At 69.7% G+C, this 24,936-nt stretch carries 24 protein-coding genes; 17 read left to right on the top strand and 7 right to left on the bottom strand.

The window, feature by feature from the left end:
- Nucleotides 1-6 precede the first annotated feature (6 nt).
- Complete coding sequence (locus tag ACH413_RS19220; RefSeq protein WP_360034285.1) at nt 7-195, top strand: hypothetical protein; 189 nt, start codon at nt 7-9, stop codon at nt 193-195.
- Complete coding sequence (locus tag ACH413_RS19225) at nt 192-2,324, top strand: TOMM precursor leader peptide-binding protein (RefSeq protein WP_360034282.1); 2,133 nt, start codon at nt 192-194, stop codon at nt 2,322-2,324. Before ACH413_RS19220 ends, ACH413_RS19225 begins: the two co-directional genes overlap by 4 nt.
- A gap of 6 nt (nt 2,325-2,330) precedes the next feature.
- Here the strand turns inward: ACH413_RS19225 and ACH413_RS19230 are convergent, their stop codons facing one another.
- A complete protein-coding gene (locus ACH413_RS19230) occupies nt 2,331-3,536 on the bottom strand; it encodes an SGNH/GDSL hydrolase family protein (protein WP_396425021.1) in 1,206 nt (401 codons plus the stop codon).
- Between the two features lie 38 nt (nt 3,537-3,574).
- On the opposite strand from ACH413_RS19230, the gene ACH413_RS19235 reads away from it, so the two are divergent.
- Both ACH413_RS19235 and ACH413_RS19240 read left to right on the top strand, forming a co-directional pair.
- Nucleotides 3,575-4,105 carry a class I SAM-dependent methyltransferase gene (locus tag ACH413_RS19235; protein ID WP_360035120.1) on the top strand — a complete coding sequence of 177 codons (531 nt, stop codon included), beginning with the start codon at nt 3,575-3,577 and terminating at the stop codon, nt 4,103-4,105.
- A 70-nt stretch (nt 4,106-4,175) separates the two neighbouring features.
- A complete protein-coding gene (locus tag ACH413_RS19240; RefSeq protein WP_360034279.1) occupies nt 4,176-5,873 on the top strand; it encodes a hypothetical protein in 1,698 nt (565 codons plus the stop codon).
- On the opposite strand, the gene ACH413_RS19245 is transcribed toward ACH413_RS19240, so the two are convergent.
- On the bottom strand, nt 5,858-6,682 hold the full coding sequence (locus ACH413_RS19245) for a LysR family transcriptional regulator (RefSeq protein WP_360034276.1): 825 nt from the start codon (nt 6,680-6,682) through the stop codon (nt 5,858-5,860). The genes ACH413_RS19240 and ACH413_RS19245 overlap by 16 nt on opposite strands.
- 82 nt (nt 6,683-6,764) lie before the next feature.
- Here ACH413_RS19245 and ACH413_RS19250 point away from each other — a divergent pair, with 82 nt between their 5' ends.
- Nucleotides 6,765-7,634, top strand: coding sequence for an MBL fold metallo-hydrolase (locus tag ACH413_RS19250; protein ID WP_360034273.1), 870 nt, complete (start codon nt 6,765-6,767; stop codon nt 7,632-7,634).
- 10 nt (nt 7,635-7,644) lie between these two features.
- On the top strand, nt 7,645-8,805 hold the full coding sequence (locus tag ACH413_RS19255) for a hypothetical protein (protein WP_360034270.1): 1,161 nt from the start codon (nt 7,645-7,647) through the stop codon (nt 8,803-8,805).
- Here the strand turns inward: ACH413_RS19255 and ACH413_RS19260 are convergent.
- Nucleotides 8,802-9,152 carry an MmcQ/YjbR family DNA-binding protein gene (locus ACH413_RS19260; protein WP_360034267.1) on the bottom strand — a complete coding sequence of 117 codons (351 nt, stop codon included), beginning with the start codon at nt 9,150-9,152 and terminating at the stop codon, nt 8,802-8,804. The genes ACH413_RS19255 and ACH413_RS19260 overlap by 4 nt on opposite strands.
- A gap of 325 nt (nt 9,153-9,477) precedes the next feature.
- Between ACH413_RS19260 and ACH413_RS19265 the strand changes: the two genes are divergently transcribed.
- A complete protein-coding gene (locus ACH413_RS19265) occupies nt 9,478-10,212 on the top strand; it encodes a carbonic anhydrase family protein (RefSeq protein ID WP_360034265.1) in 735 nt (244 codons plus the stop codon).
- A 49-nt stretch (nt 10,213-10,261) separates the two neighbouring features.
- Here ACH413_RS19265 and ACH413_RS19270 read toward each other — a convergent pair whose 3' ends face one another.
- Entirely contained in the window at nt 10,262-11,161 is a 900-nt protein-coding gene (locus ACH413_RS19270; RefSeq protein ID WP_360034262.1) for a LysR family transcriptional regulator, read from the bottom strand.
- Between the two features lie 91 nt (nt 11,162-11,252).
- On the opposite strand from ACH413_RS19270, the gene ACH413_RS19275 reads away from it, so the two are divergent.
- From ACH413_RS19275 to ACH413_RS19285, 3 genes are all read left to right on the top strand, one after another.
- Complete coding sequence (locus ACH413_RS19275) at nt 11,253-12,335, top strand: zinc-binding alcohol dehydrogenase family protein (RefSeq protein WP_360034259.1); 1,083 nt, start codon at nt 11,253-11,255, stop codon at nt 12,333-12,335.
- Nucleotides 12,336-12,426: 91 nt separating this feature from the next.
- Nucleotides 12,427-13,638: an MFS transporter gene (locus tag ACH413_RS19280; RefSeq protein WP_360034256.1), complete on the top strand. Its 1,212-nt coding sequence runs from the start codon at nt 12,427-12,429 to the stop codon at nt 13,636-13,638.
- Nucleotides 13,639-13,668: 30 nt separating this feature from the next.
- On the top strand, nt 13,669-14,895 hold the full coding sequence (locus tag ACH413_RS19285; RefSeq protein WP_360034253.1) for an MFS transporter: 1,227 nt from the start codon (nt 13,669-13,671) through the stop codon (nt 14,893-14,895).
- Here the strand turns inward: ACH413_RS19285 and ACH413_RS19290 are convergent.
- On the bottom strand, nt 14,802-15,395 hold the full coding sequence (locus ACH413_RS19290; RefSeq protein WP_360034250.1) for a DedA family protein: 594 nt from the start codon (nt 15,393-15,395) through the stop codon (nt 14,802-14,804). The genes ACH413_RS19285 and ACH413_RS19290 overlap by 94 nt on opposite strands.
- 117 nt (nt 15,396-15,512) lie before the next feature.
- Here ACH413_RS19290 and ACH413_RS19295 point away from each other — a divergent pair, with 117 nt between their 5' ends.
- The 6 genes from ACH413_RS19295 (at nt 15,513) to ACH413_RS19320 (ending at nt 21,257) form a co-directional block, all read left to right on the top strand.
- Nucleotides 15,513-16,058 (top strand): DUF1453 domain-containing protein, encoded by a 546-nt coding sequence (locus ACH413_RS19295; protein ID WP_360034247.1) that lies wholly within the window; start codon nt 15,513-15,515, stop codon nt 16,056-16,058.
- Nucleotides 16,055-17,110, top strand: a complete 1,056-nt coding sequence (locus ACH413_RS19300; protein ID WP_360034244.1) for a histidine kinase — start codon at nt 16,055-16,057, stop codon at nt 17,108-17,110. Before ACH413_RS19295 ends, ACH413_RS19300 begins: the two co-directional genes overlap by 4 nt.
- On the top strand, nt 17,107-17,730 hold the full coding sequence (locus ACH413_RS19305; protein WP_360034241.1) for a response regulator transcription factor: 624 nt from the start codon (nt 17,107-17,109) through the stop codon (nt 17,728-17,730). Before ACH413_RS19300 ends, ACH413_RS19305 begins: the two co-directional genes overlap by 4 nt.
- A 92-nt stretch (nt 17,731-17,822) precedes the next feature.
- The gene (locus ACH413_RS19310) at nt 17,823-18,587 is read left to right on the top strand and encodes a hypothetical protein (protein WP_360034238.1); all 765 of its coding nucleotides are present in this window, start codon (nt 17,823-17,825) and stop codon (nt 18,585-18,587) included.
- A 71-nt stretch (nt 18,588-18,658) separates the two neighbouring features.
- Entirely contained in the window at nt 18,659-20,011 is a 1,353-nt protein-coding gene (locus tag ACH413_RS19315) for a gamma-glutamyltransferase (protein ID WP_360034236.1), read from the top strand.
- A gap of 64 nt (nt 20,012-20,075) precedes the next feature.
- Nucleotides 20,076-21,257 carry a sugar efflux transporter gene (locus ACH413_RS19320; RefSeq protein WP_360034233.1) on the top strand — a complete coding sequence of 394 codons (1,182 nt, stop codon included), beginning with the start codon at nt 20,076-20,078 and terminating at the stop codon, nt 21,255-21,257.
- Here the strand turns inward: ACH413_RS19320 and ACH413_RS19325 are convergent.
- Entirely contained in the window at nt 21,235-22,347 is a 1,113-nt protein-coding gene (locus tag ACH413_RS19325) for a hypothetical protein (protein ID WP_360034230.1), read from the bottom strand. The genes ACH413_RS19320 and ACH413_RS19325 overlap by 23 nt on opposite strands.
- Before the next feature lie 19 nt (nt 22,348-22,366).
- Complete coding sequence (locus ACH413_RS19330; RefSeq protein ID WP_360034227.1) at nt 22,367-24,055, bottom strand: serine/threonine-protein kinase; 1,689 nt, start codon at nt 24,053-24,055, stop codon at nt 22,367-22,369.
- A gap of 52 nt (nt 24,056-24,107) precedes the next feature.
- Between ACH413_RS19330 and ACH413_RS19335 the strand changes: the two genes are divergently transcribed.
- On the top strand, nt 24,108-24,860 hold the full coding sequence (locus tag ACH413_RS19335; RefSeq protein WP_360034224.1) for an FHA domain-containing protein: 753 nt from the start codon (nt 24,108-24,110) through the stop codon (nt 24,858-24,860).
- Nucleotides 24,861-24,936 lie beyond the last annotated feature (76 nt).

Here is a 24,936-nt window from a genome sequence, read left to right on the forward strand (position 1 = left end):
GCTGGTATGGAGGAGTTCACGGCTGGGGTCGAGCAGGTGTTCGGTGTCGCGCCGAGCCTGGAGACCGGACTGGTTCTGGACACGTTCGACGGCGCCGGACTGGGCACCGGAGCAGGGGCCGCCCTCTGCTTCTGCACGCAGTCCGTCAGTCCGTGTCGTGCCTGTGGCGCCACTCGCGTCGCCGCCGCGGAGTGACGTCACGGCACATCGGCTTCAAGCGGCACCTGCGTGCCGAGGTCGTTCCGGGCGACGCGGTGTACGTGTTCTCCGAGGAGGACACCACCGCATTGCGCGGCGCCGGAGTCGAGGCGCTCGCCCCGCTGCTCGACGGCAGCCGGGACCTCGCCGCGGTGCGCCGTGAGTTCGACGCGTCTCCCGAGCACGCCGCCGGTCTGCTGACCCAGCTCGCGCAGGCGGGACTCGTCGGCATGAGCACGTCCGGCTCCGCCTACTGGGACGCGCTGGGCGTCGAACCCGCGGGGACGCCCGATGTCGACGTGATCTGCCTCGGTGTCGAGGCCGAACTGCCGCCGATCGCCGAGGGCGACGGCGCGCTGACCGTCGTTCTGGTGTCCGACCACCTCGTCGACGGTCTGTCCGAAGTGGACGCGAAGCTGCGTGCCGCCGGCCGGTCGTGGCTGCTCGCCAAACCGGTGGGTGCCAAGGTGTCCATCGGCCCGTTCTTCACGCCGGGCTCGGGTCCCTGCTACCACTGCCTTTCCCATCGGCTGTGGGCGAACCGCGCCGCCGAGGCCCACGTCCGCTCCGCCCTCGGCCTGCCGGGTGCGGTGCCGCGGTCCCGTGTCGACTTCGAGCCGCTGCGGGCCGTCGCGCTGAACCTGGTGGCCCTGGAGGCGGCGAAGTGGGTCGCCGGTCACCGCTACGCCGGCCAGCGCGACCTGTGGACGTTCGACAGCCGCGACCTCACCGGCAGGCGGCACGCCGTCTCCGCCCGGCCCCAGTGCCCTTCCTGCGGCGATTCGTCCCTGGTGCGGGAACGTGCCTGGCGTCCGGTGGAACTGTCCTCACGCCCGGCGGTGCACACGTCGGGAGGCGGATACCGTTCCTCGACGCCGGAGGAGGTGCTGTCGGCCTACCGCCACCTGATCAGCCCGGTCACCGGGGTGGTGAAGGACGTCGTGCGCGACGACCGCGGCCCGGCGTTCTTCAACGCCTTCCGCTCCGGCCCGAACGTCGCCCTCGGCCACCGCGGCGCGGCCCACCTCCGTTCCGCCCTGCGCTCGGAGAACGGCGGCAAGGGCGTCACCGCCCTGGACGCCGAGGTGGGCGCGTTGTGCGAGGCGCTGGAACGGCACAGCGCCCAGATCGACGGCGACGAGGCGCGCGTGCGCGGCAGCTTCCGTTCGCTCGGTCTGCGGGCGATCCACCCGGATCAGGTCCAGCTGTACGACCCGCGCCAGTTCGACGGTCGTGCGACCTGGAACGCCGCGCACTCGGGCTTCCAGCACGTCTGCGCTCCGTTCGACGACGACGCGGAGATCGACTGGTCCCCGGTGTGGTCCCTCACGCGCGGCGAACACCGTTTGCTGCCAACAGGTCTGCTCTACTTCGGCACCGGCGTGGACGAACGGCTCATCGCCGACTCGAACGGCAACGCGGCCGGGTCCTCGCTCGAAGACGCCGTCCTGCAGGGAATGCTGGAGCTCGTCGAGCGCGATGCCGTCGCTTTGTGGTGGTACAACCGGACTTCACAGCCGCCCGTCCTCCTGGACGGGGACCCGTGGATCGACGAGCTCAGGTCTGTGCACGCCGGACTCGGTCGTGAGCTGTGGGCCCTGGACCTGACCTCCGACCTCGGCGTGCCCGTCGTGGTCGCGTTGTCGCGACTGGTCTCCGGTGAACACGAGGAGGTCGTGATGGGCTTCGGCGCCCACCTCGACCCGGCGCTGGCGACGCGTCGCGCGCTGACCGAGATGAACCAGATGATGCCCGCCGTGCTGGCGGGCCACACCGGCGACGACCACGACCTGCTGCACTGGCTCACCACGGCCACCGTGGCGAACCAGCCCTACCTGCTCCCGTCGGGTTCGCCGGTGCGCCACCCGCACACCGCCTCCGGCGATCTGCTGACCGACGTGCTGGACGTCCAGGCACGGCTGGAGAAGGCGGGCCTGGAGGTGTTCGTGCTCGACCAGACCCGCCCGGACATCGGCTTGCCCGTGGTGAAGGTGATCGTGCCCGGGCTGCGCGGCTTCTGGGCGCGGTATGCCCCCGGACGGCTGTTCGACGTGCCCGTCCGGCTCGGCAGGCTCACCGCACCCACCCTGTACGCGGAGCTGAACCCGATCCCGATGTTCCTGTAGGCCGCGTCAGAGCGTGGCGATCTTCACCGCCTTCGCCATCGCCTCGAACCCCTTGTCACCGGGGTGCAGGTGGTCGCCCTGGTCGTAGTCGGGCTTGATCCGCTGCGGGTCGGCAGGATCGCGGATCACCCGGTCGAAGTCCACGACCGCGTCGAAGTCGGTGCTGGTGCGGATGAACGCGTTCACGGTCTGGCGGACCTGCTCCAGCTCCTCGGTGTAGCTGTTCCAGCCCTTGAACGGCGTGATCGTCGCGCCGATGACCCGCAGGCCGCGGTCGTGCGAGCGCTGGGCGATCTGCTTCAGCGCGGCGATGATCTTGGCGGGGTCGGTCTCGTGCGGGGTCTGCTGGATGTCGTTGATGCCCTCGAACACGATCACCGACCGGACGCCGGACTGGGTGAGCACGTCGCGGTTCAGCCTGGCCAGGGCGTTGGGGCCGGCCGAACCGCCGTCGAGCAGGAGGCGGTTGCCGCTGATGCCCGCGTTCAGCACGCCCAGGCGGGTGTTCACGCGGTCGGCGAGCTGGTCGGGCCAGCGCAGGTTCGCGCCCCACGTCGAGTTCGCGCCGTCGGTGATCGAGTCGCCGAGCGCCACGACGCTGCCCTGCAACGTGGAGGTGCGCACGTCGACACCGGAGACGTAGTGCCAGTTCGTCGTGCGTTCGCGGTAGGCGGCGGCGGACTCGTCGGCCGTGTGGTTGCCGTCGCGGGTGAAGTACGAGTTCTGCATCGTGAGCTGGTGGTGCGTGACCGGGCCACCGGGCTCGGGCGTGTAGACGCTCACCAGCAGGTCCGAGTCGGCGGGCACGGTGAGTGCCACGCCGTCGCTGATCACGTCGGCACCGGGCGGCGCGGTGATGGACTGCGCGCCGCCGAACGTCAGCGTGCGCATGGTCCCTGCCAGCGCCAGGGGTGTGTCCGGACCCGCCGCGCGAGCGACCGTGACCTGGCCGAACAGGATCGGGGTGCGCCCGTAGGCGTTGGAGAGCCGGACGCGGACCTCCTTGCCTCCAGCGCTGACGTGCACGATGTTGCGCAACGAAAAGTTCGGATAGCCGTTCTCGGTGCCGGAGACCGCCGAGGACGGCGCGGTCGCCCACGTGCCGACCCATCGGAGCGGTGCGGCCTGTGCGGGCGAGGCCGCGGCCACGAGCAACGCCACTGCCAGCAGAAAGCGCGTCATGTCCTCGACCTTGGCAGCGCTCTCACGCATGCGGTATCCGCCGATCTGCGGGTCTAGGCTTGCGTCTCGTGTGGAACGGGGCGGAGTACCAGCAGAGATTCGACGCACTGGCCGAGTCGGGGATGGACGTGCACGGCGAAGCGACCTTCGTGCGCGCGTTCGGCCCGGCCTCCGTGCTCGACGCCGGATGCGGCACCGGACGGGTCGCGATCGAGCTCGCCAGGCACGGCATCGAGGTGGTCGGCGCGGACCTCGACGAGTCGATGCTCGCCCACGCGCGCGAGCTGGCGCCGGGCATCACGTGGGTGCGGTCCGACCTGGCCGAACTCGACCTCGGACGCACGTTCGACGTGGTCGTCATGGCGGGCAACGTGCCGCTGTTCACCGCGCCGGGCACTCAGGACGCGCTCGTCGCGGGGGTGGCTCGGCACGTGGGGCGGTTCCTGGTCGCCGGGTTCAGCCTGAACCGCGGCTACACCGTCGAGCAGTACGACGAGCACTGCGCCCAGGCCGGGCTGACGCTCGTCGAGCGGTTCGCCACCTGGGACCGGGAGGAGTTCCGCGGCGGCGACTACGCGGTATCGGTGCACCTGTCTTGATTGGGCCAGAACTCTTCTCCTGCGTCCGCCTCACGGTGTAGGTCTGGTTGATCTACTACCAGGGGGATGCATGCGTTTACTGGGAGCGATCGCCGTCACCGCGCTGGTGCTGAGCGGGCAGACCGCGGTGGCCGCGCCGGCGGTGGTGCAGCCGGACCCGTTGCTGGCCTTCCTGGCGGATCCGGGCGCGGTCGACCTGGCCAGGGCGGCCAAGGCGCGTGAGGCGAAGACGAGGGCCCGGATTCTCACGGCCGCGGCGCCGGGTTACACCTACGCCGAACGTGAGCCGGCATCGGCGCGTGGGCGCAACGACAGCCCGTGGACCGCCGAGTCCACGGACTTCCGCCGGCATCGCGCCGCCCTCTTCACGGGCTCGCTGGCTGCAGATCCGACGATGCCGGTAGTGGGAGAGTTCGCCGAACCCAACGACAACGCGCAGACCGCGAGCGACTCGGGCGTCGGCACGACCCACCGGGCGATCAGGACGACCGGCCGGATCACCGGCGCGGACCAGGACTTCTACCGGTTGCGCGGCAACGGTCACACGACCTTCGACACGCGTACCGAGGGCAGCGACCTCGACACCGTGCTGACCGTGTTCGACGCGGCGGGTACGGAGATCGCGGCCAACGACACGGTCGGCGTCAGCACCGACGCCCGCCTGGAGGTCGACCTGGCCGCGGGCGCGGACTTCTTCGTCCGCGTCACCGGTGCTCTGAACACCGCCGGCTCCTACGAGCTGACGATCGCGGCCGGCGAAGGCAAGGGGGACAAGGACTTCTTCGCCGTCGACCTCAAAGCGGGTGACGTGATCGGCGCGTCCGTCGCGGGTGCCGCGCGCAAGGTCGCCGTGCACGACAGCAGGGGCCGCGAGGTGATGGGCTCCCGGCAGGACTTCTCCGGCGTCTACCCGAAGGAGAACCCGTTGCCCGGCGGCGGAAACGCGGCCGCCGACTTCCTGGCACCGCGCGATGGCCGTTACTTCGTCGGCGTCGAGGACGGCACCGGTCAGTACCAGCTGACGGTCAAGGCCTTCCGGCCCGGCAGCGAGAAAGCCGGGACGCAGACCGTGTTCGTGGACTTCGACGGTGCCCTCGTCGACACCACGGTGTGGGGGCCGCCGGGGGAGAAGCAGCTGTCGCCGTTGTCGAAGTTCCTCGCGAACTGGGGCCTGACCGCGGCCGACGAGAAGCGCGTGGCGTCGGTCGCGGTCGACACGATCCGCGAGAACCTGGCGCTGCACGGCAACTTCGGCGTGAAGCTGCTCAACAGCCGTGACCACGCCGACCCGTGGGGGCAGAAGAACGTCAGCAGGCTCGTCATCGGCGGCACGATCGCCGAGTCCGGGGTGGAGACGGTGGCGATCGCGCAGTCCATCGACCCCGGCAACTTCGGGCACGAGGAGACCGCGATGGTCCAGCTCGACCTGCTGAGCGCTCCGGCGGGCTCGTCCGTCTCGCTCAACACCTACATCACACCGGCCAGCGACAAGGTCCTGTTCGTCGGCCGCGCGCTGGGCAACATCGCGGCGCACGAGCTGGGACACCTCTCCGGTTCGTGGCACCAGCACCAGTTCAACGAGCACGACACGCTCATGGACCAGGGCGGCAACCCGAAGGCGATGTTCGCCGTCGGCGCCGACGCCATCGGGGGCAACGCCGACGACACGGACATCGACTTCGGCGAGGACGTGTTCGTGCCGAACGAGGGCTTCACCGGCGTCGAGGACGCGGCGACGCGCACGAAGTGGGGCTACAGCCGGGGATAGGCCTGCGTCGCCGCCTGGACGAAGTCGAGCGTGAGCGGGTCGTCCTTGACCCACGCGATCACGACGGGGCTGGGCGGCATGTCGGTCAGCGGCACCACGACCAGCTCACCCAGATCGTGGCCGAGCGGCGCCAGACCCACAGAACCGTTCCACAGCACGGATTGCACGCACTCCTGGACGGCGCGGACCGTCGGGCCGCTGCGCGGTTCGCCGCCGTTCCAGTAGTTCCGCCAGATCTCGTCGGTGCCGTCCGGGAACTGGAACCAGTCACGATCGGCCAGGTCCGCGGTGGTGATCCGCTCGCGAGCAGCGAGCGGATCATCGGCACGCAGCACCGCGCCGACCGGATCCTCGCGCAGGACAAGGGTTTTCAGGCCGCTCTCGTCGAACGGGCCGCGCGTCAGCGCGACGTCGACCTGGCCGGTGCGCAGGCCGCAGGTCGGGTCGGTCAGGTCGGTCTCGCGGACGCGGATCTCGACCTGCGGGTGCTTGCTCCGGAACGCGGCGGCGAGCCTGGCGGCGCCGTGGTCGCCCATCATGCCGACGGTGATCGTCGTCCGCGTGAGCTTGGCGCGGATGCGGTCGGAGTGGTCGAGCAGGACCTTCGCCTCGGCCAGCAGGACCTGGCCCGCGTCGGTCAGCGTCACGCCGGCGGGGGAGCGGTCCAGCAGGGTGACGCCGAGGTCGTGCTCCAGGTGCTTGATCGCCCGGCTGAGCGGCGGCTGGCTCAGGTGGAGTCGCTGCGCGGCGCGGCCGAAGTGCAACTCCTCGGCGACCGCGACGAAGTACCGCAGGGTCCGCAGCTCCATGATCAGGCACGATACTCGCGCGGTATCGGGTGTGCGCAGACGGTCTTGGACGCGCGCCGCACTGCGCGGGTGAAGTGGGGGCATGAACCTTCCTGACCCCGTCGTCCACGTCTCCGGCGCCGTAGAGGTGGCCTCCGACGTGCTGGTGATCCCCAACGAGCACGTCGCACTGGTGCCCAACATCGGGATCATCGGTGGCACCGACGCGATCCTCGTCGTGGACACCGGACTCGGCCTCACCAACGCCACCGAGGTGCTGACCTTCGCGGACAAGATCGCGAACGGACGGCGGATCCACCTGACGACGACCCACTTCCACCCGGAGCACGCGTTCGGCGCGTCTGTCTTCGAAAGCTCCTACCTGGTGAACCGGGCTCAGGCGGAAGACCTGCGGCGCAAGGGATCCGGCTACCTGGAGCAGTTCCGCGGGTTCGGCGGGACGATCGCCGAACGGCTGGCCGGCGTCGAGGTCCCGGTGCCCGACGAGGTGTACGACGGCACCCGCGCGCTCGACCTCGGCGGCCGGACGGTGCTGCTCAGGCCGACCGGCCGCGGCCACACGCTGGGAGACCAGGTCGTTGAGGTGCCGGACGCGGGCGTGCTGTTCACCGGCGACCTGGCCGAGACCGGGCAGTTCGCGATCTTCCCGTGGTTCCCGCCGCACGACACCGACGTCTCCGGCCTCGCGTGGATCGACGTGATGGACGGGCTGATCGCCGGCCGGCCTCGGGTCGTCGTGCCGGGACACGGGTCGGTCGGTGACATCCAGGTGCTGCGAGGAGTTCGGGACTACCTGGGGGAGTTGCGGGACGAGACGTGGCGCCGCCGCGACTCCGCGATGGCGTTCGACGAGATCGTCGCGGAGGTGCGGGCCGTGTTGATCGAGCGGCACCCGGACTGGGTGGGCCAGGAATGGATCGAACCCGGGGTGGGCTGCCTCTGCGCTGAGTAGCCTCGATCTTGTGAGACTGCTCGAGTGCGGCCACGCGGCCGTCGCCGGTTCATCGCGCGTGTGCGAACACCTCCTCGTCGAAGAGCCGCCGGACTTCTACCGCGTGCTCACGGGTTCCGGCATGCGGTACGACCTGGCGTGCGTGGAGTGCGTCGAGAAGCCGCTGCTGACCGCCTGCGAGGGATGCGTCGAGCGGGCCGTCGACGAGAGCGGCACCGTCGGCTGGAAGGGAACTCCCGAGGTCCGCCACGAGGACCGGCCCGTGGCGGGGACCCGCGGCTCGGAGCCCTGCGACGTCCAGCCGCTCAACGACCGCTGCCTCGTTCTGGTGGAGGGCGGCTGGCTGGCGGTGACGGCGCACGGACTCGCCGGCTCGGGTGGCGGGCGGTGGGACGTGCCGCTGCTCCTGCCGGGGACAGGGCGGCCGTCGCCTGCGCTGCACGCTTCGGCTGACGGCCGGTACGCGGCCGTCGTCCACGACCGCGGGCGGAAGGCCGTCGTGCTCGACACGCGGTCCGGGGACGTGGTGCTGCGACTCGACCGCGGCACGTACCACGTCGAGCAGACGCCGTACCCGCTCGCGTTCCTGCCGGGGGACCGGGTCGTCGCGGCGACGGCCTGGAACCGGCTCGACGTCTTCGCCCTGCCCTCCGGGGAACTGCTGACCGAGCGGGAACCGGACCTGGACTACTTCCAGGGCCGGCTGGTCCCGAGCCCGTCCGGCCGCTGGCTCGTCGCCGACGGCTGGGTGTGGCACCCGGTCGGCATTCCGCGGGTCTTCGACGTCGACGCGTGGCTGCGGGACGGGGGCGACCCGCCCTACCAGGACCTGGCTGACCGGTACTACGCGTGGAACCAGCCCATCACCTGGGTCACCCCGCACGTCGTCGCCGTCCAGCGGATCGGCGAGGACGACGAGGAGATGATCGACGGCGTCGAGCTGTACGCCGTGCCCAGTGGCCGCCGGATGGAGCCGTTCGCGGGACCCGTCGGCACGATGTGGGGTCACGAAGGGCTGCTGTACGTCGCCGGCGCGGACGGGCTGGAGGTCTGGGACCCCGACCGCGGCGCGCGAATCGGCCTGGTGCCGGGGTTCCGGCCCACCGCGCACCGCGACGGCACGTTCGTCTCCCTCAACGACGGTGTACTCGATAGCTTCAGTGTTGACTAAATGAAGTCCTCGCCGAGGCGCGCGCGGATGACCTTCTTCGGCACGCACATCGTCCAGGCGCCGATGACGAGCTCCGTCATCTCCTCGACGTCCAGCTCGGCCATCGAGGCGTGCACCCACTGGAAGCGCAAGTCCGACTCGCTCGGGAACGCGAACTTCACGGGGTCGCTCGCGACGAGCGCCTCCCGTTCCTCGCGGGGATAGCCGAAGCCCAGCACCGTCTCGTCGCGCGAGAGCGCCGCGTAGACGATCTGGCCCACGCGGAACTTCACGCGGTCGCGGATGAGGTGTTCGGTGGTGTGCGGCAGCGTCAGTGCCACGGCGCGAATGTCGGCGACGGTGACCATCGGTCCATTCTGCCGGACACGCTCCGTGAACGGAGTCACTTCAGGCAAATTCGGCAAACCAGTGCCAATCGGACAATAGTGATCAAGAACGGTTGCGTTCTTCAATTGTTGCGGCTGTCTCAATTCGAATTTGCAGGCACAACGAACTCACGTCGGAAGGCCTTGTTGCAAGGTATTTGCGGGTGCCGTGACCTGCATCGACACACTTCCGGAAGCTGAAGCACTTCAGTGTTGTCCCGTTTGGCTCGCGGGAATATTTCCGGCCGATGAGAGCGCGAACACACTCCACTTCCGCATTTCACCCGATCGGGTGAAAAGTAACGTTATGAACTTCAAGCGGTCCCTTCCGGCTCTTCTTCCGCTCGTGCTCACCGCGACCTTCTTCGCGAGTGGCGCGGCCGAGTCGGCGACACCGACGCAAAGCCCCGTCAACGTCACGCCCAACGCGATCCGGTTCGATCCGAACGCGGCCAAGCTCGACGTCTCGTACGGGCATTCAGCGCTCGAGCTGAAGTACATCCGCAAGGACACGGACCAGGCCAACGGCTGCACGACCCGCAATCACGAAGAGACAGAGGAGGCGGAGGTCGAGCCGGGAGCAGGCCACGTCACCGTCGCCGGCACCAGATACGACCTGGTCCAGTTCCACTTCCACACGCCGTCGGAGCACGCGTTCGGTGGCCGCCACACCCCGCTCGAGATGCACCTCGTGCACCGCAGTGCCGCCGGCAAGCTGCTGGTCGTCGGTGTGCCGCTGGTCGTCGGTTCGCACTCCGTCGTGGACGACGTGCTGGCCAGGCTCTCGCCCGAGTGCGGTGCGCCGGTCGACATCGAGCCGATCAACCTCAACCGGTTGCTGCCCTCGGGTCACCACACGCTGCACTACACCGGCTCGCTCACCACGGCGCCGTTCACCGAGGGCGTCGAGTGGTACCTGACCGGTGAGCAGCACGTGACGGCCGCGACCATCGCGCGCTTCAAGGGTCTGTTCACCGCGGGCAACGCCCGTGCGACGCAGCCGCTCAACGGCCGGACGTTCGTGGACGTCCCGCGCATCTGAGTCCGTTCCGAGAGAAGGCCGGTCCCGCTGGGGCCGGCCTTCGTCGTGTCTACCGGCGGGTCGCCGAGATGATCGCCTCGGTGACGGCGGTGATCGCCGGCGTGGCGGTGCCGGGGAGCCGGGCCACGAGGACCCGGCGGATCTCGGGTGGCGCGCCCTGGACCCGCAGGAAGATCACGCCGGGCGGGAGGACCGTCGTCAGGCCCTCCGGAATCGTGGTGACTCCGGCACCTCCGGCGACCAGGTGCAGCTTCGTCAACCAGTCCCGTCCACTGTGGACGACGCGCGCCCGCCCCGGCAGGCCGGGCCAGACGCCGAGCAGCGGCTCCGCGCTCGACGAGGGGCTGGCGATCCAGGGTGCGTCGACCAGTTCGTCGACGTGCACGGACGTGCGGCCCGCGAACGTGCCGGTGGCCGACGCCGCCACGAGGAGCTCGGTGTCCTGGACGGCTGTGATGTGCAGGCGTGGTGACTCGCCGTCCGGTGGCCGGTGCGGCGGGCGAGAGGTGAGCACGGCGACGTCGATCGAACCGGTGCGCAACGCCCTGGCCAGGGCGGGCGTGGTGCCCTCGCGGGTGGACACCTGGACCCAGGGCGCGGTCCTGGCGAGCAGGGGGAGTGCGGAGGGCAGGATCACCGGTCCGGCACTCAGGACCAGTCCGAGCCGCACCAGTTCCGTGGTGGGTGCCTCGTCGGTCAGGTCGCGCTGGGCCGCGTCGACCGACTCCAGGATCGTCCGGGCGTGGCGCAGCAGCGTCAGTCCTGGCCGGGTGAGCCGGACCCCGTCGGTCCGCCGCTCGAACAGGGTGGCGCCGACGCCGCGTTCGAGGGCGATCGCCTGGCGCGAGACCGCGGACTGCGTGTAGCCCAGTTGTGCGGCGGCCGCGGTGAAGCTGCCCGACTCGGCGATCTGACACAGCACCCGGAGGCTCGCGCTCGACACGTCCATGCTGACTACGCATAGCATAGATGCTGGATCTTCGCTTCCCGCATGTCGTTGGCGTCCCTAGCGTGACGAGGGACGACAGAGAGGCTTTCCCATGCGTGCAGCGACGTTGACGGCGTTCGGTTCCCCGCTCGTGGTGCAGGACGTGCCCGATCCGGTGGCCGGCGGCGGTGAGGTGCTGGTCGAGGTTCTGGCGACCTGTGTGCCGCCGTACGCGGCAGAGGTGTTCAGCGGTGAACGGCGCTATCCACTGGAACCACCGGTGGTTCCGGGTGTCGGGGGCATCGGCCGAGTGACGCAGGTGGGCCCGGATGCGACCAGGCTGAAGGTGGGAGACCTCGTCTGGTGCGACTCGACGGTCCGTGCCCGCGACGACGCCCTGATCCCCGACATCACGCTGCAGGGCTGGAGTTCTCGCGGCGAAGGCGGCGCCAGGCTGGCCCGGTACCTGCACGACGGATCGTTCGCCGAACTCATGCGAGTTCCCACCGAGAACGTGTACGTGCTGCCCGTGGGAGCCGATCCCGCGCGCTGGTCCGCATTGGGCGTGCACACCATTCCCTACGGTGGACTGCTGGCCGGCGGGCTCGCGGCCGGCGAGACGGTGCTGATCAGCGGAGCCACCGGCAACCTCGGCAGCAGCGCCGTCGCGGTCGCGCTCGCGATGGGTGCCGGGCACGTGGTGGCGCCGGGACGCAACCGAGCCGTCCTCGACCTGCTCGCCGACCGGTTCGGCCCGCGGTTGAGCCCGGTCGAGCTCAGCGGGGACGAGGACGCCGACCGCTCCGCCATGGCCGCGGCCACCGACGGCCCCGTCGACCTGGTGCTCGATCTCCTGCCGCCCCAGGCACCGAGTTCGGCGGCGCGTGCGGCGGCCATGACCGTGCGCGAGTACGGGCGGGTCGTGCTGATGGGCGGCGTCGGCATGCTCGGCGGCGCGGATCTCGCCCTGCCCTATCCCTGGATCATGCGGAACTCGGTGACCGTGCGCGGTCAGTGGATGTACCCGCGCACGGCGAACGTCGGCATGATCCGGCTCGTCGCGGCGGGTGCCCTGGACCTCGTCCCCGAACGCAACACCGGGTTCGGCCTCGGCCAGGTCAACGACGCGGTCACCTACGCGGCCGCACATGGCGGCCCCTTCGACCGCACCGTGCTCACGCCCAGGGCGGCGTGACGCGCTTCACCGATACAGGAGTCGCATGCAATTGCCCGCGTGTGCAACTATTGCTCGCGCGGACAACCTACGACTTCAAGGACTGTGTGACATGCCTGTCGCCCTGCTCGCCCTCGCGATCAGCGCCTTCGCCATCGGCACGACCGAGTTCGTGATCATGGGACTGCTGCCCGAGGTGGCCACCGACCTCGGCGTTTCCATCCCGAGCGCGGGGCTGCTGATCTCCGGTTACGCGCTCGGTGTCGTGATCGGCGCGCCGTTGCTGACCGTTCTCGGCGGACGTCTGCCGCGCAAGAAGATGCTGCTCGGGCTGATGGTGCTGTTCATCGCGGGCAACCTGGTCTCGGCGATGGCCGACACGTACGGCGTGCTGATGAGCGGGCGCGTGATCGCCGCACTGGCGCACGGCGCGTTCTTCGGCGTCGGCTCGGTCGTCGCCGCTGACCTCGTCGCACCGCAACGCAGGGCAAGCGCCATCGCGTTGATGTTCACCGGTCTGACCGTGGCGAACGTTCTGGGCGTGCCGATGGGTACGGCACTCGGTCAGGAACTGGGCTGGCGTTCGACGTTCTGGGCCGTGACCGTGCTCGGCGTGATCGGGCTGCTCGGCATCGTGTTCCTCGTGCCGAAGCAGCAGGCCCAGGGCGGCGACCTGCGCAGTGAACTCGCCGTGTTCCGCAACCCGCAGGTGTGGCTCGCACTGCTGATGACCACGTTCGGATTCGCTGGTGTCTTCGCGTCGTTCACCTACATCGCGCCGATGATGACCGAGGTCGCGGGCTTCTCGTCCGGCGCCGTGACGTGGCTGCTGGTGCTGTTCGGCGTCGGCCTGTTCGCGGGCAACCTGCTGGGCGGCAAGGCGGCGGACCGGTCGGTCATGAAGAGCACGATCATCATCCTGATCGCGCTGGCCGCGATCCTCACCGCGTTCGTGTTCACCGCGCACTCGCCGGTGCTCGCCGCGATCACGATCGTGCTGTTCGGTGCTGCCGGGTTCGCCACGGTGCCGCCGTTGCAGATGCGGGTCATGCAGACCGCGGAAGGCGCGCCGGCCCTCGCCAGCGCGGCGAACATCGCGGCGTTCAACCTCGGCAACGCAGGTGGCGCGTGGCTCGGCGGTCTCGCGATCGAGCGCGGCCTCGGCTACACCGCGCCGAACTGGATCGGAGCACTGCTCGCGCTCGGTGGACTCGTCATCGCGCTGGTGTCGGTATTCCTCGATCGGCGTGTGAGGAGCGGCACCGGTCCGGAGTCTTTTGAAGCGCTTCAGAAGACCCGTAAAATCGATGCGGTAGCTAACTAGTCTCTGCTGCTCACCGACCATGGGGAAGCCTTGAACACCACCCGCGCCATGACCGCTCTCGCGCTCGGCGGGTTCGGCATCGGTACGACCGAGTTCGCGACCATGGGACTGCTGCCGCAGATCGCGGAGACGTTCGGCATCCCCGACTACCAGGCCGGCCACGCGATCAGCCTCTACGCCGCCGGTGTCGTCGTCGGCGCGCCGCTGATCGCGGTGCTCGGCGCCAAGCTCCCGCGCAAGGGCATGCTGATCGGCCTGATGCTCGCGGTCGCCCTGGGCAACGGGCTGTCGGCCGCCGCGCAGAGCGAGTCGTTGCTGCTCATCTCGCGGTTTGTCGCCGGACTGCCGCACGGCGCGTTCTTCGGCATCGCGGCCGTTGTCGCCGCCACGCTCGTTGCTCCCGAACGGCGCGGCACGGCCGTCGCGCGCGTGATGGTCGGACTGACCGTGGCGAACCTCGTGGGCGTGCCGCTCGCAACAGCGGCGGGGCAGCAGATCGGCTGGCGCACGGCCTACCTGGCGGTCTCGGTGATCGCGCTCGTCACGGCGGCGGCGATCGCGGCCTGGGTGCCGCTGGTGCCCAAGGTCGAGGGCGCGTCGATGAAGGGCGAGGTCCGCGCGTTCGGCCGCCCGACGGTGTGGTTCGCGATCTTCACCGGCATGATCGGCTTCGGCGGCATGTTCGCCGTCTACTCCTACGTGGCCCCGCTGACGACCGAGGTCGCCGGGCTGTCCTCGAGCGCGGTGCCGTGGATCCTCGCGGTGTTCGGGCTCGGCATGACCCTCGGCGCGACGTTCGGTGGCCGGTTCGTGGACAGGTCCGTGACCGGGTCGGTGTTCGGCGGACTGATCGCGGTCACCGTGATCCTGGCCCTCTTCGGGCTCACCGCGACCATCCCGGCGTTCCTGTTCGCCTTCCTGTTCCTGCTCGGCTTCACCATCCAGATCCTCGCGGCCGCCCTGCAGGTCAGGCTGATGGACGCCTCGCCGGACGCGCCGTCGCTCGCGGCGTCGTCCAACCACTCCTCGCTCAACGTCGCGAACGGCGCGGGCGCGTGGCTCGGCGGCCTGGCCATCGCGGCGGGCTGGGGCTACACCTCGACGGCGTGGGTCGGCGTGGCGCTGTCGGTGGCCGGTCTGGCGATCGCCGTCGCGTCGGTGCTCTACGAACGGCGTGCCTTCCGGCGGGAGACCACGAACCAGACGATGGCGATGGCCAGCGCGGCCAGCACCACCGTCGAGACCCAGCCCAGGTAGCGGTCGACGAGCTCGTAGTTGTCGCCGAGCGCGTACCCGGCGAGGATCAGCGCGGTGTTCCAGACGAGGCTGCCCGCCGCGGTGTAGAGCGTGAACTTCACGATCGGCATCCCGGAGACCCCGGCGGGGATGGAGATCAGGCTCCGCACGACCGGCACCATCCGGCCGATGAACACGGCCTTGTTGCCGTGCTCGTCGAACCACGCGTCGGCCTTGTCCACGTCGGACGCGGTGACGAACGGGATCTTGTCCGCGACCTTCCGCAGCCGTTCGAGCCCGAGCCACGCGCCCAGGCCGTAGAGCACGAGAGCGCCGACTACCGAGCCCACCGTCGTCCACAGGATCGCGGCGACCAGCGAGATCCTGCCCTGACCGGCCGTGAACCCGGCGAGCGGCAGGATCACCTCGCTCGGCACCGGCGGGAAGACGTTCTCCAGTGCGACCGCGAGGCCCGCGCCGGGCGAGCCCAACGCCTCCATCAACCGGGTGATCCATTCCATGGTTGTCGAATTACCCGTTTTGCCCCGGCTCTCAACCCTCGGGTGGAGACGGATCTCCACCCTGGCTACGGCGCTGGGTCCACGCGCTGACCTGCGCGAATTCCTAACGTTGACGGCATGAACACAACCATGGAGATCGTCCTCATCGCCGCCGCCATCGTCTTCGTGATGGCCCGCAGGCTGCTCGGAGAACCCGCTGTCGGCAAACGCCTGTTGCTGCTCCCGGTGATCCTGGGGGTGATCGGACTGACGCAGACGTCGGTCGACTCGGTGGACGCGCTGGCGTTCCTGCTCGTCAGCGCCGCGCTCAGCGTCGTGTTCGGTCTGCTGCGAGGACTGACCATCCGCACGTACGAGCGGAACGGCATCGTGATGCTGCGCTACACGGCCATGACGATCGTGCTCTGGGTGGCGAGCATCGCCGCGAGGTTCGCCCTCGGATTCCTGCTCGCTCCCAGCGGAGCGCAGGCGGCCAACGGACTGATGGTCGTCGTCGGCGCTGGTCTGCTCGCCGAGGGACTGGTCGTGATGTCGAAGGCCGTGCGGGTGCGCGGGCAGGTCGTGTGGTCGAAGGGCCGCAACGGGACGCCGCACCGCACGTCGGCGTTCCTGGACTCCTGGCAGGAGAAGGTCCACGGAACCCGGCATGATTCGACCCGATGAGACTCGCCGACGAGATGTTCAGGCCGCTGGTGACGCTGGCGATCGCGACGGTCACGGTGGTCCAGCTGATCGACCGGCCGCCGCGCCTGCCTGAACTGACCTGGACGCTGACCGCCGTGGTGATCGCCGCGGCGGTCGCGTCCGTGTTCGTGATCGACCGGCTGCCCGCACGTGCGCAGGTCGCGCTCGCCGCTCTGTTCGTGCTGGCCAGTGCACCGATGTTCGCGCTCGCGCCCTCGACCGCCGGGGTGGCGTTCGTCTTCGTCGCGACCGGATCGGCCGGGCGAGAGCTGGCGTCGAGGCGGGCCTCGGTCACGATCGCCGCGGCGGGTTCGCTGGTCGCGATGGCGTCGACGTGGGTCGCGGAGGCCGCGGGGCACTCGGACGTGCCGCCGTGGTGGTTGTGCCTCACCGCCGGGCTCCCGGTGCTGCTGGGACTGATGCGCCGCGAACGTCTCGCCGCGCTCGCCGCCGCCGAGTACACGGCGGTGCTGGAGGAACGCGGCCGCATCGCGCGCGAGATCCACGACGTCGTGGGGCACTCGTTGTCCGGTATCGCCGTGCAGCTGGACATGGCCGACGCCTTGCACGGTGCCGGCAAGACCACCGAGGCGAACGAGGCCGTGCTGCGCGCACGGGCGTTGGCGGTGTCCGGGTTGAAGGAGACTCGTCGCGCCGTGCATGCGTTGCGGGAGGAGACACTCCCGTTGCCTGAAGCGATCGCACGGCTCGCGGAGACACATCGCGCGTCGTTCCACGCCTCCGGTGACGCCGGACAGGTGAGCGTCAAGATCACGCAGACCATCATTCGTGCCGCGCAGGAAGCCCTCGCCAACGCGCACAAGCACGCGCCCGGCGCGGAAGTCGCGGTGTCGCTGGAGTTCTCGGCCTCGGCGGTCGTGCTCACGGTGACCGACGACGGGACGCAGCACGGGCAGGGGAGCGGGATGGGGCTCGCCGGCATGCGGGAACGGGCTGCTTTGCTGGGAGGAACGTTGTCCGCCGGGCCGGACGGTCCGGGATGGACGGTCAGGATGGAGCTGCCCCGATGATCAGGCTGTTGATCGTGGACGACCAGGCCGCGGTGCGCGACGGGCTCGCCGTCATGCTCGACCTGGACCCGGACATCACGGTCGTCGGCACCGCCGCCAACGGCCAGGACGCCGTCGCGGCCGTGGGGGATCTGACCCCCGAGGTCGTGCTGATGGACCTGAACATGCCGGTCATGGGCGGCGCCGAGGCCACCAGCGTGCTGCGGCGGTCGCATCCCGAACTGCCGGTCGTCGTGCTGACCACGTTCGACGACGACGAGTCGATCCTGGAGGCGTTGCGCGCGGGTGCTCGCGGCTACCTGACCAAGGACGCCGACCGCGCCACCATCATCCAGGCCGTGCGCGGTGCTCACGCCGGCAACGCGATCCTCGACCCCTCCGTGCAGCTGCGGCTGCTGGACCTCGCGAGCCGCCGGCCCGTCGAACAGCCCGGCATCGACCTCACGGTGCGCGAGCGCGAGGTGCTCGACCTCATCGGCGAAGGCCTGCGCAACGGCGAGATCGCCCGGCGGCTGTTCATCAGCGAGGCCACGGTGAAGACCCACATCAACAACCTGTTCGCCAAGGCGGACCTGCACTCCCGCGCCGACGCCGTCCGGCTGGCCCTCAAGCTCCGATGAATCTTGTCATTCAGAGGCAATTCTAGTCACGTTCGTTGACAACGCAGGTCGAGACCTCCTACCTTCGGTGCTGCCGCCAGGAAGGAAGCTCGATGAAAATCGCACTGACGGCCGCCGCGCTGATGCTGGTCACCGTCATCCCCGCCCACGCCGCACCCGCGTGGAGCCCGAACCCCGCGACCGACGGCCTCAAGGCGTTCGAGGGCATCGAGGTCGACCGGGGCAACAAGTTCCCCGACCGCAAGGGCAAGTACATCGTCGTCCAGGGCGACGCCTACCGGTTCAACATCTGGAAGAACGACCGCGACACCACCGGTGGCGGCGACCGCCAGCGCACCGAGTCCAAGGGCATGGTGTCCGGCGGCAACGCGCTCAAGATGAAGAACGGCGAGACGTGGGTCATCTCGTACGAGATGTACATGCCGTCATCGCTGCACGGCACGAGCAAGTTCACGCACATCTTCCAAACCAAGACGCCCAGCACCAACGGCGGCCCGTGGACGACGCTGTCCCTGAGCCGCAGTGGCAGCACCGAGACGATCCGGGCACGCGCGTTCAGCACTGACGGCGCGCCGGACATCGCCGCCACGAACCTGGCCCCGCTGCGGGACAAGTGGGTCACGGTCGAGTGGACGATCACGCCCGGCTCCAGCGGCACGGTCGGTTTCGTGCTGCGCAACGGCACGGGGGCGAGCGCGCCGATCGCGGTGCAGGGCAAGCGTTCCGGCGTGAAGATCCCGGACGAGGGCGACTACGTGCGGCCGAAGTGGGGCATCTACCGCTCGGTCGAGAGCGCGTCGTCGGACATCCTCGACACCTACATCAACTTCCGGAACTACTCGGCCACGAAGAAGTAGGACGTAGTCCGGGTGGCCCGCCGTTCGCGCACAGGTCTACCGTTGATTGCCTTCACTTCTGGAGGTCGACGGTGCGAGGCGCGATCGCGGCGGGCCACCCGCTCACCGCACAGGCGGGCGCGGCGCTGCTGCGTGCCGGTGGGAACGCCGTGGACGCGGCCATCGCGGCGATGCTGACGTCGTGCGTCACCGAGCCGTTGCTGACGGGGCTCGGGTCCGCCGGGTACATGATGATCGCCCCGGCCGGGGAAACCCCTGTGCTGCTGGACTTCTCCGCCATGGCGCCGGGTCGCGAGCAGACCGGCGACCGCGCCCCGCTCGACCCCATCACCGTCCACTTCGGTGACGCGCAGCAGGAATTCCACGTGGGACCGTCCTCGGTGGCCGCCTACGGGATGCCCGCCGGTGCCGCGAAGGCCGCCACCTACGGCCGGGCGCCGTTGCACGAACTCGTGGCCACGGCGGCGATGCACGCGCGTGAAGGCCATCGGGTCAACCGGTACCAGGCGTACGTCACGACGTTGCTGCTGCCGCTCGCCCACGGCGCCGGCCTCACCGCGTTCGAGGAGGGCGAACTCCTCGTCCAGCCCGAACTCGCCGAAGCCCTCGACCGGCTGGGCAGCGACGGCGCGGCGCCGTTCTACACCGGCGACATCGCGGGCGCGGTCGCCGACTGGATCACCTCCCAGGGTGGCGATCTGAGCCGCGCCGACCTGGAGGCGTACGACGCCGTGCAGCGCGAGCCGTTGCATGTGAAGCATCGTGGCCGTGACATCCACACGAACCCACCACCCGCGGCGGGCGGTGCGTTGCTGACGCAGATGTTGGAAGCGTTGCCGGACAACCCGTCGCAGCAGGACCTCATCCGTGCGCTGGCCACGCCGAAGACGCACCTGAACCGCCTCGGCTCCACCACGCACATCTCCGTGCTCGACGCGGACGGCACGGCCTGCTCGGTCACGACGACGAACGGCGCGGGCTCCGGCATCTCGATCGCCGGCGTGCACCTGAACAACATGATGGGGGAGGAGGACCTGTCGCCGGACGGGTTCTTCAGCCACGCGCCCGGCGACCGGCTGCCGTCGATGATGGCGCCGACCGTGGTGAGCAACCACGGCCGGACCGAACTCGTGCTCGGCAGCGCCGGGTCGAGCCGGATCAGCGGCGCGATCCTGCAGGTGCTCGTGAACGTCCTGGACCGCGGCATGCCCGCCCAGGACGCCGTCGACGCGCCCCGGATGCACCTGAGCGGAGACCACCTCCACGTCGAGCCGGGAATTCGACCGGAAAGCGAACTCCCGGTCACCCGGTTCCGCGCTCCGAACATGTTCTTCGGCGGCTGCCAGGTGGTCGAAATGACCGGATCAGGCCTGCTCAGGGGTGGTGCAGATCACCGTCGGGACGGCGCGATCGTCGTTGTGTGAGACATTGCCCGCATCATGGGATATCTAGTTTCCTGATTGACCGGTCAACGAGCACGATTAGCGGGTGACGGCACTCAGCGAGAGAAGATCCTCGCCGCTCCTGTCCCGTACGTTCCTCCAACTCTCCGTCATCAGCGTCGTGTCGGGCCTGTCGATGGCGTTCGCGCTGCCGTTCGGCTCGTTGTTCCTCACGAGCGAGATCAAGGTCTCGCCGTTCCAGCTCGGCTTCTTCCTGATCGTGAGCCCGCTCGCGTCGGTGGTCGCCAGCACGATCATGGGCAAGCTCTCCGACGGCCGGGTGCAGCGCCGGTACATGCTCGCCGTGGGCGGTGTCGCCGGCGCGGTCGGCTACGGGCTGTTCGCCGTGCTGCGCGACTACTGGTTCCTGCTCGGCACGTCCGTGGTGTTCATCGCGATCACGTCGTCGTTGCTGCCGCAGCTCTTCGCGTACGGCCGTCAGGTCTCACAAGGACCGTCGATGGTCGTCAGCGTGCTGCGCACGTTGCTCTCGGTCGCGTGGGTCGCCGGACCGCCGGTGGCCGCGCTGCTCGTCGCGAAGACCGGGTGGATCGGCCTGTTCGCCTCCACCGCAGTGCTGCAACTCGGTGTCGCGGTGCTCGCCCTCACGCTTCCGGTGCCCCCCGCTCAGACCGAGGAGCAGGCCGAGGAAGAAGAAGCCGCAGGGCCCGCGCGCGGCAACATGATGGTCGTGTCCGCCGCATTCCTGTTCCTGCAGGGAGCCGTGGCACTCGCGGTGAGCGGCCTGCCGTTGTTCATCACGACCGAGCTGCAGGGCACGGCCGGGGACGCCGGGCTCGCGATGGGGCTGTGCGCGGCGCTCGAGATCCCGATGATGCTGTGGTTCGGCTCGCTGGCGAACCGGATGTCGCAGCACAAGCTCGTGCTCATCGGTGCGGTGATCGCGTTGAGCTATCACGGCGTGATGGTGTTCACCGACTCGATCTGGCAGGTGATGGCCGCGCAGCTGCTGCACGCCACCGTCATCTCGTTGATCATGGGCGTCGGCATCACGTACTTCCAGAGCCTCGACCCCGGCCGCCCCGGCCACGCCACGACGATGTTCAGCAACACCCAGATCGTCGGCGGCATGGTCGCGGGCGCGTTGCTCGGTGTGTCCCAGCAGCTGGGTTTCCGCTGGGTCTACAGCTTCAGCCTCGCGATGTCCGTGCTCGGCCTCGCGCTGCTGCTGGTCGCGGGCAGGCTCACTGCACCGTCGAGGCGGTGACCTTCGGCTTCTCGCCGACGCCGAGGTAGAAGATCCCCTTGATGGTCTCGAAGCCGAGGCTCGGGTTGCGGCGCAGCGTGGAGCCCTCGACCGACATCGAGCCCGACTTGTCGTTGCTGACGAAGAACACCGCGCCACCGCCCTCGTTGGCCTGGTTGTCCTCGATCAGGGTGCCGGCGACGCGCAGCGTGAACGTGTTGCCGTCGTTGTAGATCGCGCCACCGCTGCCGCCACCCGGCGTGCCACCGCGCGCGGGGTTGGCGCCGCGGCCGATGGCCTTGTTGTTCTTCATGAGGCTGTTGAGCACCACGAACGACGCGCCGATGCTGCTCAGCGCTCCGCCGTTGGAGCACACACCGCCCTCGAAGGTGCTGTTCACGACGTAGATCGGCACCTTCTGGGCCCAGTCGGTCACGCGGATAGCGGCGCCGCCGAGGTCGGGGCCGTTGGCATCGCACTTGTTGTTCGCGAAGCGGGAGTTCACGACCTTGAGCTGACCGCCGAGCACCATGATCGCGCCGCCGCCACCGCCCTCGGTCTTGTCCCCGGTCGAGTTGCCGTCGGCGAGGGTGATGTTCTGGACCACCAGCCGCGGCCCGTTCTGGTCGAGCAGCCGGCGCTGTCCCTGGCCGCTCAACGTGATCCGGCCGCCGCCGTCGAGCACGGTCTTCGCGCGGACCTTCGCGGTCGTGGCCATCGGGATGGTGAGCGGCTGCGCGCCGCAGTTGAAGGTGACGACTCCGCCGGCGGCGACCGCGTCGACCACGGCCTGCGACGTGCAGGACGCGGGCGTGCCGGTGCCGATCACGCGGTTGGGCTTGGAGGTGTCCTCGGCGGCGGCCTCTGCCGGAACGGCGGCGGTGCCGGCCGGGTTGCCGAACTTCGCGACGGGAGGAGGCGGCGGCGGAGGAGCAGGCGGGGGAACGGCGCTGCTGCTGCTCGAAGGTGGCGCCGGCGTCACGACGGTGACGGTCTGGGACGTCGATGTCAGAGGTAACTGCGGTCCTGCGACGGGGGAACCGGGGATCGCCGTGCCGCAACCCGCCACGAGGGCGGCAAGCAGCACGACGGCCTGTCTACCTGAGGGCATGGCGGGCACCCTAAACGGGCTAGGGAAGCTTGGCTACTGCCGCTTGCGCCAGCAAGATCGCTCCCGCGCACAGCGTGGCGGGATCCTTGGCGTCCTTGTCGGCCAGCGTCACCACCACGACCTCGAACCGGTCGTCCGGAAGCGCCTTGCGCTGGTACGACAACTCGCAGGCGCCGTCCTCGGGCTCGTAGACGGCCTTCCCGCGGCCGAGGTCGACCGGTGTGCCGTCGTCGGGTTCGAACGCCCCCTGGCGGCTGAACTCGATGAACGCGGAGCGCTGCTGGTAGTCCCAGCCGCAGCCCCAGTGGCCGAGCTCGTTCCACGGGTAGGGGGTCGCCTCGGCCTCCAGCTGGGTCCGGATGACGTCCTTGTCCAGCAGGCCGCAGGCGTTGGCCGCGCCGAGCGAGTCCTGCGGCCACGGCTGCGCGCGGCGTGGGATCTGACGTTCGCCGAGCACGGTCCGCGCGTGCTCGGCCGCCACGTTCCCGATGTCGCACAGCGGGCGGTCCGACGTTCCGCCCGTCTTGACATCGATCTGCAGGAGGTTGCCGTCGACCAGTTCGATCGCCTTCGTACAGGCGCCCTTGGTGGGATCGCTGTGCTGGATCTGGCCGAGCACGCCGTTCGGTTTCGCGTCGCCGTACTGGACGAACTGCTTGACGAAGTACTCGACGACCACGCCGTCGTCGCCCTTCTCGTCGAACGAGACCCAGGTGGCACAGCCGTTGAACCAGTACGACTTCTCCGCGGCCGTGTCGGCGTTGCGGGCGTTGAAGCGCTGGTAGTCGTCCTTGCCGGCGGCGAGTCCGCAGACGTCCATCGTGGCCGGATCACCGACCGTGCCGGCCGCCGGGAGCTTCGCGTAGATCACCGCGCCGGCCGCGAGCACGACCACGAGGGCGGCGGCGCCGATGATGATCGCCTTGCGGCGCCACGGTTTCGGGAGCTTTGCACCCTCCAGCAGTGGCCGGACGTTCTCGGTGGCCGGGCGGTCCTGCGGGTCGCGGCGCATCAGCTGGGCGAGCAGGTCGCCGAACGGGCCGGAGGTCCGCGCGGGCGTGATGTCGTAGGCCTTGGCCCGCCGGAGTTGTTCCTGCGCGCCCGCGTCCGGCGAACCCCACGGCGAGGTGCCCTCGACGGCGGCGAACAGCGTGGCGCCCAGCGCGAAGACGTCGGACGCGGGCCGCGCCTCGTGTCCGTCCGCGACCTCGGGGGCGAGGTAGGCGGGCGTGCCGGCCACGTCACCGCCACCGACGCGGGTCGCCTCCGCCCACCGGGAGATGCCGAAGTCGCTGAGCTTCGCCACGTCGTTCTCGGTGACCAGGACGTTGCCGGGCTTGACGTCGCGGTGGACCATTCCCTTGGCGTGCATGGCGGTCAGCGCGTCCGCGAGCTGCGCGCCGATCTTCGCGGCCCGCTCGTGCGAGATCGGGCCGTCCATCTCGATGATCTCCGCCAGCGTGCGGGACGGCAGGTACTCCATCACCAGCCACTGCTCGGCGCCGTCGGTCACCGTGCCGTGCACCGTGATCACGTTCGGGTGGCTGAGCTCGGTGCCGATGCGTGCCTCGCGAGCGGCGTCGCCAGTCCGTTTCAGCGCGACCGTCTCGTGCAGTTCCAGGTCGGTCGCGCGCCAGACCTCACCCATACCGCCCGAGCCGAGGTGCTCCTCCAGCCGGTAACGGTCCGCGACCGTCCGCTCACCCACGAACGAGGATCTTAGGGACAGGTCCCCGAACGGCGGGTGCACACTGCGAAGAATGTACGAAAGCCTCGCGCGGCAAGTGCCGCAGACGGTGCCCGGCGGGATCGTGGCGCTGGCGCTCGCCGGACGCGTGAACAGCGCTCCCGTCGACGGCCACACCGTGGTCTTCGGCCGCAACCGGCCAGAGGTCGACATCTGCGTCGGGGAGAGCGACCTGCGGGTGTCCCGCCGGCACGGCGCGCTGACCTGCCGCGGTGGGTCGTGGTGGGTCAGCAACCTCGGCCGGCTGCCGATCAGGCTGCCCCGGTCGCGGTGGCTGTTCCCCGAGGAGGACCCGGTGCCGCTGGACGGCGGCTACACGCCGTTGTTCATCCGCGGCACCCGCGACCGCGAGCACCTGCTGGAGCTGTACGTGGCAGGACCGGACGGTGGCCAGCCTTCGGTGCCGCACGGCGCCGTGACCGAGCCTCCACGCCGATGGCGGCTGACCGACGACGAACGGCTGCTTCTGGTCGTGCTCGGTCAGCGCTACCTGATGCACGAGGCGAACCCTCAGCCGTTGGCACGCCAGCACGTCGCCGTCGTGATGTCCGAATTGCGGCCAACGGAGCAGTGGAGCCACAAGAAGGTCGAACACATGGTGGCCGCGGTCAGGGCCCGGTTGTCCCGCGAGGGAGTGCCGGGGCTGGTGCGCGAGGAGGTCGGCGAGCCGGTCGGGAACGCGTTGAACGACAACCTGATGCGGGAACTCGTCCTGTCGACGACCCTGGTGCCGCCAGATCTTGCGTTGATCGACGCCCTGTCCTGAATCTGGCCGCGCTTGACCGGTTCCGTTGCCCCAAAACACCACGAGATCAAGGCGTTCTTCAGGTGTTTCCGTTCTG

It is taken from the genome of Lentzea sp. NPDC020367 (genome assembly GCF_044387305.1).
Lineage (GTDB): Bacteria > Actinomycetota > Actinomycetes > Mycobacteriales > Pseudonocardiaceae > Lentzea.